Annotated in this window: 12 protein-coding genes; 7 read left to right on the top strand and 5 right to left on the bottom strand. The window is 72.9% G+C overall.

The window, feature by feature from the left end:
- The first annotated feature begins 186 nt into the window (after positions 1-186).
- Positions 187-918 (top strand): response regulator transcription factor, encoded by a 732-nt coding sequence (locus CYQ11_RS12260; RefSeq protein ID WP_099199594.1) that lies wholly within the window; start codon positions 187-189, stop codon positions 916-918.
- Here CYQ11_RS12260 and CYQ11_RS12255 read toward each other — a convergent pair.
- Entirely contained in the window at positions 851-1,150 is a 300-nt protein-coding gene (locus CYQ11_RS12255; RefSeq protein ID WP_099199595.1) for a hypothetical protein, read from the bottom strand. The genes CYQ11_RS12260 and CYQ11_RS12255 overlap by 68 nt on opposite strands.
- Before the next feature lie 9 nt (positions 1,151-1,159).
- Positions 1,160-2,830 carry a sodium:solute symporter family protein gene (locus tag CYQ11_RS12250; protein WP_099199596.1) on the bottom strand — a complete coding sequence of 557 codons (1,671 nt, stop codon included), beginning with the start codon at positions 2,828-2,830 and terminating at the stop codon, positions 1,160-1,162.
- Between the two features lie 181 nt (positions 2,831-3,011).
- On the opposite strand from CYQ11_RS12250, the gene galT reads away from it, so the two are divergent.
- From galT to CYQ11_RS12230, 4 genes are all read left to right on the top strand, one after another.
- Complete coding sequence (galT, locus tag CYQ11_RS12245; RefSeq protein ID WP_099199597.1) at positions 3,012-4,058, top strand: galactose-1-phosphate uridylyltransferase; 1,047 nt, start codon at positions 3,012-3,014, stop codon at positions 4,056-4,058.
- Positions 4,055-5,026 carry a UDP-glucose 4-epimerase GalE gene (gene galE / locus CYQ11_RS12240; protein WP_099199598.1) on the top strand — a complete coding sequence of 324 codons (972 nt, stop codon included), beginning with the start codon at positions 4,055-4,057 and terminating at the stop codon, positions 5,024-5,026. Before galT ends, galE begins: the two co-directional genes overlap by 4 nt.
- Positions 5,023-6,201, top strand: coding sequence for a galactokinase (gene galK / locus CYQ11_RS12235; protein WP_099199599.1), 1,179 nt, complete (start codon positions 5,023-5,025; stop codon positions 6,199-6,201). Before galE ends, galK begins: the two co-directional genes overlap by 4 nt.
- Positions 6,202-6,503: 302 nt before the next feature.
- Entirely contained in the window at positions 6,504-7,289 is a 786-nt protein-coding gene (locus CYQ11_RS12230; protein WP_099199600.1) for a response regulator transcription factor, read from the top strand.
- Here CYQ11_RS12230 and CYQ11_RS12225 read toward each other — a convergent pair.
- Entirely contained in the window at positions 7,248-7,745 is a 498-nt protein-coding gene (locus CYQ11_RS12225) for a MarR family winged helix-turn-helix transcriptional regulator (protein ID WP_099199601.1), read from the bottom strand. The two genes, CYQ11_RS12230 and CYQ11_RS12225, sit on opposite strands and share 42 nt — an antisense overlap.
- 101 nt (positions 7,746-7,846) lie before the next feature.
- Between CYQ11_RS12225 and CYQ11_RS12220 the strand changes: the two genes are divergently transcribed.
- Positions 7,847-8,680 (top strand): trans-aconitate 2-methyltransferase, encoded by an 834-nt coding sequence (locus CYQ11_RS12220; protein WP_099199602.1) that lies wholly within the window; start codon positions 7,847-7,849, stop codon positions 8,678-8,680.
- 69 nt (positions 8,681-8,749) lie between these two features.
- Here the strand turns inward: CYQ11_RS12220 and CYQ11_RS12215 are convergent, their stop codons facing one another.
- The gene (locus CYQ11_RS12215) at positions 8,750-9,448 is read right to left on the bottom strand and encodes a TetR/AcrR family transcriptional regulator (RefSeq protein ID WP_099199603.1); all 699 of its coding nucleotides are present in this window, start codon (positions 9,446-9,448) and stop codon (positions 8,750-8,752) included.
- Positions 9,445-10,449, bottom strand: a complete 1,005-nt coding sequence (locus tag CYQ11_RS12210) for an acyl-CoA desaturase (protein WP_099199604.1) — start codon at positions 10,447-10,449, stop codon at positions 9,445-9,447. The genes CYQ11_RS12215 and CYQ11_RS12210 overlap by 4 nt, the downstream gene beginning before the upstream one ends.
- A 200-nt stretch (positions 10,450-10,649) precedes the next feature.
- Between CYQ11_RS12210 and ppc the strand changes: the two genes are divergently transcribed.
- Positions 10,650-13,373, top strand: coding sequence for a phosphoenolpyruvate carboxylase (ppc, locus tag CYQ11_RS12205; RefSeq protein ID WP_099199605.1), 2,724 nt, complete (start codon positions 10,650-10,652; stop codon positions 13,371-13,373).
- Positions 13,374-13,426: the final 53 nt, after the last annotated feature.

The following is a 13,426-nucleotide window of genomic DNA, read 5'->3' as shown; positions in this document are numbered from 1 at the left end:
GTCTCGAAGTACACGTGATTGGCAGGGATTTCGGCATTCCGGGGGACTTCTCACCGGTAAGGGGCGCGGAACGTCGAACAAGCGTGTAGCTTCGCGGGCTAGAGGGTGCCGGGGAGACGTGCCAGACCTGCCGGGGAGACGTGCGCGGGCGACACAGGGCGGCAGCGGGCGACAGGGGGGAAGTGCATGGGCGTACGGCTCATGGTGGTCGACGACCACCGTCTGCTGGCCGAGGCCCTCGCCTCGGCGCTGAAACTGCGGGGCCACCGCGTGCTGGCCGCCGCGGCGCCCAGCGCGGGGGCGGCGGAGCTGGTGATCAGCCGCGCGCCCGAGGTGTGCCTCCTGGGCACCGCCGCCCCGGCCGAGCCCGGGGCCTTCGACCCCGTCGTGCGGATCAAGCGGGAGCGCCCGCAGGTCGCCGTCGTGGTGCTCGGCCCCGTGCCCAGCCCGCTCGGCATCGCGGCCGCCTTCGCCGCCGGCGCCTCCGGCTACGTCCGCCACAACGAACGCATCGAGGGCGTCGAGCGCGCCATGATGAAGGCGCGGGCGGGCGAGGCCGCGGTGGACCCCCAGCTGCTCCAGGGGTCCTTCGCGGAGCTGCTCAACCCCGCCGCCCAGCCCGACGACGAGGGCGCCCGGCTGCTCCAGCTGCTCACCCCCCGCGAGGTCGAGGTGCTGGTCCGGGTCGCCGAGGGCGAGGACACCCGCCTCATCGCGGCGGGCATGGGGATAGCGCCCAGCACGGCCCGCACCCACGTCCAGCGCGTCCTGATGAAGCTCGGTGTGGGCTCCCGGCTGGAGGCCGCCGCCCTCGCCGCCCGGACGGGCCTGCTCGACCGCGCCACGGGGGCTACGGCCGCCCGCCCGGCCGTGGGTCCGCAGGCGGGTCCGGCCGGGGCGGTGCCGGGCGGAGGGTGAGCCAGAGGAGGAAGAAGCCGCCGAGGGCGAGCATGCCCAGGCCCGCCCAGAGGTTGATGTTGACGCCCTCGGCCTTCCTCAGGTCCTCCTCGTCGGCCAGGACGCCGGCGACGGTCAGGATCAGCCCGTAGACGGTGAACAGACCGCCGATGACCCGGCGTATGTCGAACAGGCGGGCGGCGGTGGCGGGCACCGGGCCGGACTCCCCGCCCTCCCGCTGGTGATCGGTCATGACAGCTCCTCAGAACGAGAACGGCAGATAGCACACGGAGGCCAGGACCAGCGCCCCCCAGCCCAGGAGGGCGGGCCTGCGGTACCACGCGTCGTCGCCCTCGGCCGGCGGCCCGTCCGCCCCCGGCGACCGGGTGCCGTAGACCAGCCCCGCCAGCTCCTCCACGGGCCGCGGCTTCGTCAGGAGGCTGACCACGACCATCACCACCGCCCCCACGGCGAACGCCACGATCGCGGACACGAAGTTGGCGCCCTGGTCGGAGGGGATGCCGATGACGCCCCGCTTGTACAGCGCGAAGTAGTTGACCATCGCCGCGACCGTGCCCGACAGCAGTCCCCAGAAGCCCGCCGCGGCCGTCGTCCGCTTCCAGAACATGCCGATGACGAACACCACGAACAGCGGCACGTTGAAGAACGAGAACAGCGTCTGGAGGTAGTTCATGATGTTGGAGAAGGACGAGGCGATGAAGGCCGTGCCCATCCCCGCCAGCACGCCCACCACCGTGACCGCCCGGCCCGTGGCCAGGTAGTACGCGTCGTCGCGGCCGGGCCGCGCGTACGCCGCCCAGATGTCGCCGGTGAACACCGCGTTGAAGGACGAGACGTTCGCCGCCATGCCCGCCATGAACGCCGCGAGCAGGCCCGTGACCGCGACGCCCAGCACCCCGTTGGGCAGCAGGTCCGCCATCAGCACGGGGATGGCGTCGTTGTAGCTCAGGTCCCCGCCGGGCGCGCCCAGCGCCGGCTCCATGACCAGGGCGATCAGCCCGGGCAGGACGACCACGAGCGGGATGAGCATCTTGGGGAAGGCCGCGATCAGGGGTGTGCGCCGCGCCGCGCTCAGGTCCTTCGCGGACAGCGCGCGCTGCACCTCGGCGAAGTTGGTGGTCCAGTAGCCGAAGCTCATGACGAAGCCGAGGCCGAGCGCGATGGTCAGCCAGTTGGCGCCCAGCGGGTTGGGGTGGCCGATGCCGGTGCCGCCCCAGGCGGTGAGGAAGTCGTCGCCGTGCCGCGCGGCCAGGGCGTCGCTCAGCCCGCCCCAGCCGCCGACGCGCTTCAGCCCGACGACGGTGAGGGGGATGAGCGCCGCCAGGATCACGAAGAACTGCAGCACCTCGTTGTAGACGGCCGAGGAGAGGCCGCCGAGCGTGATGTAGGCGAGGACGAAAAGGCCCGCGACGACGATCGCCACCCACTGCGGCCAGCCCAGCAGGGCCTGCAGCACGAGCGCCATCGCGTAGAGGTTGACGCCCGCGATGAGGACGGACGACACCGCGAAGATCACCGAGGAGAGCAGGTGCGAGGACGGCCCGAAGCGGTGCAGCAGGAACTCGGGCACGGACCGGACCTTCGACCCGTAGTAGAAGGGCATCATCACCAGCCCCAGGAAGACCATGGCCGGTATCGCGCCGATCCAGTACCAGTGCACCGTGGCGGCGCCGTACTGGGCACCGTTGGCGGCCATGCCCAGGATCTCGGTGGCGCCCAGGTTCGCGGCGACGAACGCCAGGCCGGTGATCCAGGCGGGCAGGGCGCGGCCCGAGAGGAAGAAGTCCAGGCTCGTGCGGACCGACCGGCGGGCGGCCACGCCGATGCCCAGGACCACGGCGAAGTAGAGGGCGAGGATGGTGTAGTCGAGCGCGTTGACGGGGAGCCGCAGGCCCGCGGCCAGACAGCGCATGGGTCACCTCATTCCTTGCTCGGAAGTGCAGGAAACCTACGCGGAGTTGATGGGAATCTGAACGGTTCTGTTGAAGCTCTTTGTTCGATTGTGATGTTGACGGGCCGCCGGGGCCATGGTTCCTTGTGTTGAGTTGTGTGCGCTGATGTGGGAAGTGCTCTCGTGTGGGAGGAACGGCCACGTGAAGAAGACGGCGACCCGGCTCGCGGACGGCCGCGAGCTGCTCTACTACGACTCCCGCGACGACGTCGTGCGCACCGCCGCCGACCGCCGCCCGCTCCCACCGGCCGCCTCCACCGGCGAGATCCGCCGCGACCCCCTGCTCGGCGACGACGTCGTCATCGCCTCACATCGCCAGGCGCGCACCTACCACCCGCCTCCCGGTGAATGCCCCCTGTGCCCCTCCCGCGACGGCCGCACCACCGAAATCCCCGCCGACGACTACGAGGTGGTCGTCTTCGAGAACCGCTTCCCCTCCCTCGCCGGCGACACCGGCCGCTGCGAGGTCGTCTGCTTCACCGCCGACCACGACGCCTCCTTCGCCGCACTCGACGAGGACCGCGCCGCCCTCGTCCTCGCCGTCTGGACCGACCGCACCGCCGCACTCGCCGCACTGGACACCGTCGAACAGGTCTTCTGCTTCGAGAACCGCGGCCACGAGATGGGCGTCACCCTCGGCCACCCGCACGGCCAGGTCTACGGCTACCCCTTCGTCACCCCCCGCACCGCGACGACGCTGGCCCGGGCCGCCGCCCACCGCGAGCGCACCGGCGGACGGAACCTCTTCGACGACACCGTGGCCGCCGAGCGGGCCGACGGCCGCCGGATCGTCCTGGAGGGCGCCCACTGGACGGCCTTCGTGCCCCACGCCGCCCGCTGGCCCTACGAGGTGCACCTCCACCCCCGGCGCCGGGTGCCGGACCTCCTCGCGCTCGACGACGCGGCGCGCACAGAGTTCCCACAGATCTATCTGGAACTCTTGCGGCGCTTCGACCGGATCTTCGGCCCCGGCCGGCCGCCGACCCCGTACGTCTCCGCCTGGCACCAGGCGCCCCTCCAGCACCCCCACAGGACCGAATTCGCGCTTCACCTCGAGCTCTTCACCATCCGCCGCACTGCCGGAAAGCTGAAGTTCCTCGCCGGTTCGGAGTCCGGCATGAACGTGTTCATCAACGACGTGCCGCCCGAGACCGCGGCCGAGCGACTGCGAGAGGTAGCGAGCGAATGAACGGCAAGAACTGTCTGGTCACCGGCGGCGCGGGGTACGTCGGCAGCGTCGTCGCGGCGCACCTGCTGGCCGCCGGCCACACCGTCACCGTCCTCGACGACCTCTCCACCGGCCACCGCGACGCCGTCCCCGACGGAGCGCGCTTCGTCCAGGGCCGCGTCCAGGACGCCGCCCACCACCTGGACGGCTCCTACGACGCCGTCCTGCACTTCGCCGCCTTCTCCCAGGTGGGCGAGTCGGTCACCCGGCCCGAGGCCTACTGGAGCAACAACGTCGGCGGCACGCTCGACCTGCTGGCGGCGATGCGCGACGCCGACGTGCGCACGCTCGTCTTCTCCTCCACCGCCGCCACCTACGGCGAGCCCGCCACCGTGCCCATCCGCGAGGACGCCCCCACCGCGCCCACCAACCCCTACGGCGCCACCAAGCTCGCCGTCGACCACATGATCGCCGGCGAGTGCGCGGCCCACGGCCTGGCCGCGGTCTCCCTGCGGTACTTCAACGTCGCCGGAGCGCACGGCAGGTACGGCGAGCGCCACGCCCCCGAGTCCCACCTGATCCCGCTCGTCCTCCAGGTGGCCCTCGGCGAACGCGAGACGATCTCCGTCTACGGCGACGACTACCCCACCCCCGACGGCACGTGCGTGCGCGACTACCTCCACGTCGCCGACCTCGCCGAGGCCCACCTGCTGGCCCTGGACGCCGCACGCCCCGGCGAGCACCTGGTCTGCAACCTCGGCAACGGCAGCGGCTTCTCCGTGCGGGAGGTGATCGAGACCGTCCGCAAGGTCACCGGCCACCCCGTCCCCGAGGCCGTCGCCCCGCGCCGGGCCGGCGACCCGGCCGTGCTCGTCGCCTCCGCCGAGCGGGCCCGCGAGCGGCTGGGCTGGCGGCCGCGCCGCACCTCCCTCGCGTCGATCGTCGAGGACGCCTGGGGGTTCGCCAGGAGGAACGGGCCGGTCCGGTGACCGCCGCACAGGCCGCACGGGCCTTCGGGGAGGTCTACGGGACGCCGTGCGAGGGCGTGTGGGCGGCCCCCGGCCGGGTCAACCTCATCGGCGAGTACACCGACGTCAACGAGGGCCTGGTCATGCCGCTCGCCCTGCCCCGCCTGACGTGGGTGGCCGCCCGCGCCCGTCCCGACGGGCGGCTGCGCCTGCACTCGGCGGCCGCCGCCGGCGTCGTCGTCGAGCTGGGCCCGGGGGAGCCCGCGGCGCCGGGAGCCGTGCGCGGCTGGGCCGCCCACCCGGCCGGCGTGGCCTGGGCGCTGCGCGAGGCGGGGTACCCGGTGGGCGGCGCGGACCTGCACGTGGAGAGCGAGGTGCCCCTCGGAGCCGGCCTGTCGTCCTCCGCCGCCCTCCAGGTGGCCACCGCGCTGGCCCTGGACGGGCTCCACGGGCTCGGCCTCGGCCGCCCGGAGCTGGCGCGGCTGGCCCAGCGGGCCGAGAACGCCTTCGTGGGCGTGCCCTGCGGGATCATGGACCAGACGGCGGCCGCGTGCTGCGTCGAGGGCCACGCCCTCCACCTGGACACCCGTTCCCTCGCCGCCCGCCCGGTGCCCCTCGGCCTCGCCGCCGCGGGCCTGCGGCTGCTGGTGATGGACACCCGCGTCGCCCACGAACTGGGCGAGGGCGCGTACGCGCGCCGCCGCGCGGGCTGCGAGGCGGCGGCGCGGGCGCTGGGGGTGCGCGCCCTGCGGGACGTGGCGTACGAGCGGCTGGCCGAGGCGCTGGCGGAGGTGGAGGCGGCGGGCGGGGCGGAGAGGCACGGGGTCCGCCCGGGGCCGCTGGTGCGGCACGTGGTCACGGAGAACCGCCGGGTGGAGGAGACGGCCGCGCTCCTGGACGCCGGCGACCCGCGCGCCGTCGGCCCCCTGCTGACGGCCGGCCACGCCTCGCTGCGGGACGACTTCGCCGTCTCCTGCCCCGAGCTGGACCTGGCGGTGGCGACGGCGGTGGGCGCGGGCGCGCTCGGCGCCCGGATGACCGGGGGCGGCTTCGGGGGCTCGGCCGTGGCGCTGGTGGAGGAGGCCGCCGTGACGGAGGTCGGGGAGGCGGTCAGGGCCGCGTTCGCGGCCGCCGGCCACCGGCTGCCGCACGTCTTCCCCGTGACGGCCGGCCCGGGAGCGCACCGGGTCGTCTAGTGGCTGTCCGGTCCGCGCGACGGTCGTTCCGGATCGTTCACCGCCTCAATACTGAACAGAAAGCTCACGATAAACACCCGGGTCAAGCAGTTTTGCCAATCCGCCTCCGACGTCCGACCCCGCCCGTAGTCTGATGCACAGCGTCGGTGGGGGCCGACGCTGATCAGGGGGCGAGACAGGCAGGTACGACGCCCGGGGCGGGGTGGTTGTCAGGGCACGGCGGCGGCCGTGCGCGCATGGCGGCCCCGGAGTCCGGGCGCCGTACCCGCACTGCCGTTGCCTCCCGGGATATGGGGGTGGTTGTGGCACGTATTCGGGTATTGGTGGTCGACGACCACCGCATCTTCGCCGAGTCGCTCGCCGCCGCCCTCGCGGCCGAGCAGGACGTGGACGTCTCGGCGGCCGGCAGCGGGCCGGCGGCGCTGCGCGCGCTGGAGCGCGCGGCGGGTGAGGGGCGGCGTTTCGACGTCCTGCTGATCGACGCCGACCTCGGCACGGTCGGCGCGGACGCGACACAGGTGCCGGCGCAGTACCGGCCGGCTCAGGACGGCCCGGGGCCGGCCGAGGGGACGGTGGACGGCATCTCGCTGGTCGCCAGGGTCCGCGCGGGCCATCCGGGCGTGCGGACGGTGGTGCTGGCCGAGCGGGACGACCCGCGGCGGGCCGCCGCCGCGCTCCAGGCGGGCGCGGGCGGCTGGGTCGCCAAGGACTGCTCCCTCTCCCGCCTGCTCGCGGTGATACGGGGCGTCCTGCGCGACGAGACGCACCTGCCGCCCGCCCTGCTGACGGGGGTGCTGCGGGAGCTGACGGCCGCGCGCAAGCACCGCACCGAGAGCGAGCGCCTGGTCGAGTCCCTGACGCCGCGTGAGCGCGAGGTGCTGCGCTGCATGGTGGCCGGGCTGGGCCGCAAGGCCGTCGCCGAGCGGCTCTACCTCTCCCCGCACACGGTCCGCACCCACATGCAGAACGTGCTGGGCAAGCTCGGCGTGCACTCCACGCTGGCCGCCGTGGCGCTGGCCCGGCGGGCCGGGGTGGGGCCGGTGGACCTAGCCGGGGACGTTGTCGAACGGGGCGGTCAACTGGCGTAGCAGAGCGGCGAGGTCGGCGCGCTGAGCCGTGGACAGCTCGGCGAGGATCGCGTGCTCCTGGGCGAGCAGCCCGGCGAGCGCCTGGTCGGCCCGGTCCCGGCCCTCGTCGGTGAGGCGGACGAGCACGCCGCGCCGGTCGCTGGGGTCGGGCTCGCGCTGCACGAGGCCCTTCTTGGCCAGCCGGTCGATGCGGTTGGTCATCGTGCCCGAGGTCACCAGGGTCTGGGTCAGCAACTGCCCCGGCGAGAGCTGATAGGGCGCCCCGGCACGGCGCAGCGCCGTCAGGACGTCGAACTCCCAGGGCTCGAGCTCGTGCTCGGCGAAGGCGATCCGCCGGGCACGGTCGAGGTGGCGGGCGAGCCGGGAGACCCGGCTGAGCACTTCGAGTGGTTCCACGTCGAGATCGGGGCGCTCTCGGCGCCACGCCGCGACCAGCCGATCGACCTCGTCCTCCATGGGATCAGTGTAGTTGGTCTGTCGACATGAAGTCTCTTGACGTCAAGATATGGGTGTGGGGATCCTGGAAGGGCCGCCACGTTCCGCAGAAAGGCCGAACGATGCCCTGCGCCCCCACCCCCCTCTGGGACCCCCGGCAGTACCTCCGCCACGCCGAGGACCGCAGCCGCCCCTTCACGGACCTGCTCGCCCGGGTACCCGCCCTGCCCGGCCAGGGCCGGCGCCCCGCCCGCATCGCCGACCTCGGCTGCGGCGCGGGCAACGTCACCGCCCTCCTCGCCGAGCGCTGGCGCGACGCCCGCGTCACCGGCTACGACAACTCCGCCGCCATGCTCCGGGAAGCCGACGCCTACGCCGGCCGCACCCTCGGCGGCGGCAGCATCGCCTTCGCCCGCGCCGACCTCACGGACTGGTCCCCGGACCCCGCCGAGCCCCTCGACCTCATCGTCTCCAACGCCGCCTTCCAGTGGGTGCCGGGCCACGCCGGGCGCTTCCCCGTCTGGCTGGCCGGCCTGGCCGCGGGAGGCACCTTCGCCTTCCAGGTCCCGGGGAACGGCGACGCCCCCAGCCACGCGCTGCTGCGGCAGCTGTGCGCCTCGGTGCGCTGGCGCGACCGCCTCGGCGAGGCCGGGCGGCGGCGCGTCGAGGTCCTCGACCCCGCCCAGTACCTGGCACGGCTCACGGACCTCGGATGCGAGGTCGACACGTGGGAGACCACCTACGCCCATCTGCTGCCCGGCGAGGACCCCGTCCTCGACTGGGTCAAGGGCACGGGCCTGCGCCCCGTGCTGACCGCCCTCGCGGGCGACCTGGCGGCCACACAGGCGTTCCTCGCCGAGTACGGGGCGCTCCTGCGCGAGGCGTACCCGGCGGGGCCGGGCGGCACGGTCTTCCCGTTCCGGCGGGTCTTCGTGGTGGCCCGCAAGCGGGACTGAGAGGCGCCCGCACCGCCGCGACCGCCCGCCGGGGGCGCGCCGTCGCGGCGGAGAGCCGTTCCCGCCGCGTCAGCTCTTGCGGTGCCCCACCAGCCGCGGCTTGGGCTCCAGGCCGTCCAGACCGTGCCAGGCCAGGTTCACCAGGTGCGCCGCGACCTCCGCCTTCTTCGGCTTGCGCACGTCCAGCCACCACTGGCCCGTCAGGGCCACCATGCCGACCAGCGCCTGGGCGTAGAGCGGGGCCAGCTTCGGGTCGAAGCCGCGCGCCTTGAACTCCAGCCCCAGGATGTCCTCGACCTGCGTCGCGATGTCACTGATCAGCGACGCGAACGTGCCCGTCGACTGGGCGACGGGCGAATCGCGCACCAGGATGCGGAAGCCGTCCGTATAGGACTCGATGTAGTCCAGCAGGGCGAAGGCCGCCTGTTCGAGGAGCTCCCGCGGATGGCCCGCGGTCAGGGCGCCGGTCACCATGTCGAGCAGCTGCCGCATCTCACGGTCCACGACCACCGCGTACAGCCCCTCCTTGCCGCCGAAGTGCTCGTACACCACCGGCTTCGACACCCCGGCCTTCGCCGCGATCTCCTCCACCGACGTGCCCTCGAACCCGCGCTCGGCGAAGAGCGCGCGACCGATGTCCAGCAGCTGCTCACGGCGCTCCGCGCCCGTCATCCGCACCCGGCGGGGCCGGGTGCGCCGGGCCCCGGTGGGTGCGGACGGGTCCTTCTTGCCGGTGCTGCTGCTGTCGATCGCCACGGCGTCAATCATGCCGCGTGCGCGGCGTCCTCCTTCTCGGGGGACGCCTCCGGGGCCCGCAGACGGCCCTCGATGCGGCTCTCGTTCGGCCAGCGCACGTCGTACGCCCAGCCCGCCTTCTCGCACCAGCGGATGATCCGGGCGCTGGAGTCCAGCTGCCCCCGGAGCACACCGTGCCGCGCCGACGTGGGGTCGGCGTGGTGCAGGTTGTGCCACGACTCACCGCACGACAGCACGGCCAGCCACCACACGTTCCCCGAACGGTCACGCGACTTGAACGGGCGCTTGCCGACCGCGTGGCAGATCGAGTTGATCGACCACGTCACATGGTGCAGCAGCGCCACCCGGACCAGCGAACCCCAGAAGAACGCCGACAGCGCCCCCTGCCACGACCACGTCACCAGCCCGCCCACCAGCGGCGGGATCAGCAGCGAGAGCGTCGTCCACAACACGAACTGGCGAGAGATCGCACGAATGGCCGGATCCTTGATCAGATCCGGCGCGTACTTCTGCTGCGGCGTCTGCTCCTCGTCGAACATCCACCCCACGTGAGCCCACCACAGGCCCTTCATCAGCGCCGGCACGCTCTCCCCGTACCGCCAGGGCGAGTGCGGGTCACCCTCGGCGTCCGAGAACTTGTGGTGCCTGCGGTGATCGGCCACCCAGCGCACCAGCGGCCCCTCGACCGCCAGCGACCCCATGACCGCCAGCGCGATCCGCAACGGCCGCTTCGCCTTGAAGGAGCCGTGCGTGAAATAGCGGTGGAACCCGATCGTGATGCCGTGGCAGCCGATGTAGTACATCGCCACCATCAGCGCCAGATCCAGCCAGCTCACCCCCCAGCCCCACGCCAGCGGGACGGCGGCGAGCAGCGCGATGAACGGGACGACGATGAACATCAGCAGGGTGATCTGCTCGACGGACCTGCGGTGCTCACCGCCCAGAGTGGCGGAGGGCAGTGAGCCCTCCTGGGCCTTCGGCGCGTCTTCGAGCACGTCGGGGCTTGCAGTCATGGATTCCCTCATGGGGGTCGGGGCTTGGTCACGTTCCTACGGTTCCGTAACCTACGGCGTCGTAAGTATGGCAGGGCCCGGCCCCGGAGCAAGAGGCGCGGACCACCGCGCGTCGTGCGGCGACCTATGCTGGGGGCGTCGGACAGCGCGGTCCGCCACCCCTCCAGACGTGCTCGGAACCACCGCAAGGAGCCGCACCTGTGAGCAGTGCCGACAACACCAACGCCGCCCTGCGCGCCGATATCCGCCGCCTGGGCGACCTCCTCGGCGAAACCCTGGTCCGCCAGGAGGGTGAAGAGCTCCTCGACCTCGTCGAGCGGGTGCGCGCCCTCACCCGCACCGACGGCGAAGCCGCCGCGGAACTGCTGAGCACCACCGACCCGCAGACCGCCGCCAAGCTCGTACGGGCCTTCTCCACCTACTTCCACCTGGCCAACATCACCGAGCAGGTCCACCGCGGCCGCGAGCTGCGCGCCCGGCGCGACGCCGAGGGCTCCATCCTCGCCCGCACCGCCGACCAGCTGAAGGAAGCCGACCCGGAACACCTGCGACAGACCGTCCAGCACCTCGGGGTCCGCCCCGTCTTCACCGCCCACCCCACCGAAGCCGCCCGCCGCAGCGTCCTCAACAAGCTCCGCCGCATCGCCAAGCTCCTGGACGCCCCCGGCACCGGCACCGGCGACAAGCGCCGCACCGACCTGCGCCTCGCCGAGAACATCGACCTGCTCTGGCAGACCGACGAGCTGCGCGTCGCCCGCCCCGAACCCACCGACGAAGCCCGCAACGCCATCTACTACCTCGACGAACTCCACGCCGAGGCCGTCGGCGACGTCCTGGAGGACCTCGCCGCCGAACTCGACCGCGTCGGCGTCACCCTCCCCGCCACCACCCGCCCCCTGACCTTCGGCACCTGGATCGGCGGCGACCGCGACGGCAACCCCAACGTCACCCCCCAGGTCACCTGGGACGTGCTGATACTGCAGCACGAACACGGCATCACCGACGCCCTCGCCGTCGTCGACGAACTACGCGGCGCCCTCTCCAACTCCATCCGCAACAGCGGGGCCACCGAGGAACTCCTCACCTCCCTCCAGCGCGACCTCGAACTCCTGCCCGAGATCAGCCCCCGCTACAAGCGGCTCAACGCCGAAGAGCCCTACCGCCTCAAGGCCACCTGCGTCCGCCAGAAGCTCGTCAACACCCGCGAACGCCTCGCCCAGGGCACCCCCCACCAGGACGGCCGCGACTACCTCGGCACCGGCGAACTCCTCGCCGACCTCCAGCTCGTCCAGGACTCCCTGCGCGCCCACCGCGGCCGCCTCATCGCCGACGGCCGCCTCGAACGCGCCATCCGCACCCTCGCCGCCTTCGGCCTCCACCTGGCCACCATGGACGTCCGCGAACACGCCGACGCCCACCACCACGCCCTCGGCCAGCTCTTCGACCGCCTCGGCGAAGAATCCTGGCGCTACGCCGACATGCCCCGCGACTACCGCCGCAAGCTCCTCGCCAAGGAACTGCGCTCCCGCCGCCCCCTCGCCCCCAGCCCCGCCCCCCTCGACGCCGCCGGCACCAAGACCCTCGGCGTCTTCGGCACCATCCGCGAGGCACTCCAGAAGTTCGGCCCCGAAGTCGTCGAGTCCTACATCATCTCCATGTGCCAGGGCGCCGACGACGTCTTCGCCGCCGCCGTCCTCGCCCGCGAAGCCGGCCTGATCGACCTCCACGCCGGCTGGGCGAAGATCGGCATCGTGCCGCTCCTGGAAACCACCGACGAGCTCAAGGAAGCCGACCGGCTCCTCGACGAAATGCTCGCCGACCCCTCCTACCGCCGCCTCGTCGCCCTCCGCGGCGACGTCCAGGAGGTCATGCTCGGCTACTCCGACTCCTCCAAGTTCGGCGGCATCACCACCTCCCAGTGGGAGATCCACCGCGCCCAGCGACGCCTGCGCGACGTCGCCCACCGCTACGGCGTACGCCTGCGGCTCTTCCACGGCCGCGGCGGCACCGTCGGCCGCGGCGGCGGCCCCACCCACGACGCCATCCTCGCCCAGCCCTGGGGCACCCTCGAAGGCGAGATCAAGGTCACCGAACAGGGCGAGGTCATCTCCGACAAGTACCTCCTCCCGGCCCTCGCCCGGGAGAACCTCGAACTGACCGTGGCCGCCACCCTCCAGGCCTCGGCCCTGCACACCTCACCCCGCCAGTCCGACGAGGCCCTCGCCCGCTGGGACGCCGCGATGGACACCGTCTCCGACGCCGCCCACGACGCCTACCGCCGCCTCGTCGAGGACCCCGACCTCCCCGCCTACTTCTTCGCCTCCACCCCCGTCGACCAGCTCGCCGAACTCCACCTCGGCTCCCGGCCCTCCCGCCGCCCCGACTCCGGCGCCGGCCTCGACGGCCTCCGCGCCATCCCCTGGGTCTTCGGCTGGACCCAGTCCCGCCAGATCGTCCCCGGCTGGTTCGGCGTCGGCTCCGGCCTCAAGGCCGCCCGCGAAGCAGGCCTCGACACCGTCCTGGAGGAGATGCACGAACACTGGCACTTCTTCCAGAACTTCCTCTCCAACGTCGAGATGACCCTCGCCAAGACCGACCTGCGCATCGCCCAGCACTACGTCGACACCCTCGTCCCCGACGAGCTCAAGCACGTCTTCGACCTCATCAAGGCCGAACACGAGCTGACCGTCCGGGAAGTGCTCCGCATCACCGGCGAGACCGAACTCCTCGACGCCAGCCCCGTCCTGCGCCAGACCTTCCACATCCGCGACGCCTACCTCGACCCGATCTCCTACCTCCAGGTCACCCTCCTCGACCGCCAGCGCCGCGCCGCCGAACGCGGCGAAGAACCCGACCCCCTGCTCTCCCGGGCCCTGCTGCTCACCGTCAACGGTGTCGCCGCCGGCCTGCGCAACACCGGCTGACACACACGTGTGCCCCCTCGCCGCACCGGCGAGGGGGCACACGCGACCCGTCC

It is taken from the genome of Streptomyces cinnamoneus, assembly GCF_002939475.1.
In the GTDB taxonomy this organism is placed as follows: Bacteria; Actinomycetota; Actinomycetes; order Streptomycetales; family Streptomycetaceae; genus Streptomyces; species Streptomyces cinnamoneus_A.
Note: the sequence above shows the minus strand (reverse complement) of the source record. Positions and strands in the feature narration are given on the sequence as shown.

Bases quoted from the DNA above. Each gene is read 5' to 3' on its own strand.
- CYQ11_RS12260 (WP_099199594.1), top strand. From the start codon at position 187: ATGGGCGTACGGCTCATGGTGGTCGACGACCACCGTCTGCTGGCCGAG.
- CYQ11_RS12255 (WP_099199595.1), bottom strand. From the start codon at position 1,150: ATGACCGATCACCAGCGGGAGGGCGGGGAGTCCGGCCCGGTGCCCGCC.
- galE (WP_099199598.1), top strand. From the start codon at position 4,055: ATGAACGGCAAGAACTGTCTGGTCACCGGCGGCGCGGGGTACGTCGGC.
- CYQ11_RS12215 (WP_099199603.1), bottom strand. From the start codon at position 9,448: ATGATTGACGCCGTGGCGATCGACAGCAGCAGCACCGGCAAGAAGGAC.
- CYQ11_RS12225 (WP_099199601.1), bottom strand. From the start codon at position 7,745: ATGGAGGACGAGGTCGATCGGCTGGTCGCGGCGTGGCGCCGAGAGCGC.
- CYQ11_RS12210 (WP_099199604.1), bottom strand. From the start codon at position 10,449: ATGACTGCAAGCCCCGACGTGCTCGAAGACGCGCCGAAGGCCCAGGAG.
- CYQ11_RS12220 (WP_099199602.1), top strand. From the start codon at position 7,847: ATGCCCTGCGCCCCCACCCCCCTCTGGGACCCCCGGCAGTACCTCCGC.
- CYQ11_RS12250 (WP_099199596.1), bottom strand. From the start codon at position 2,830: ATGCGCTGTCTGGCCGCGGGCCTGCGGCTCCCCGTCAACGCGCTCGAC.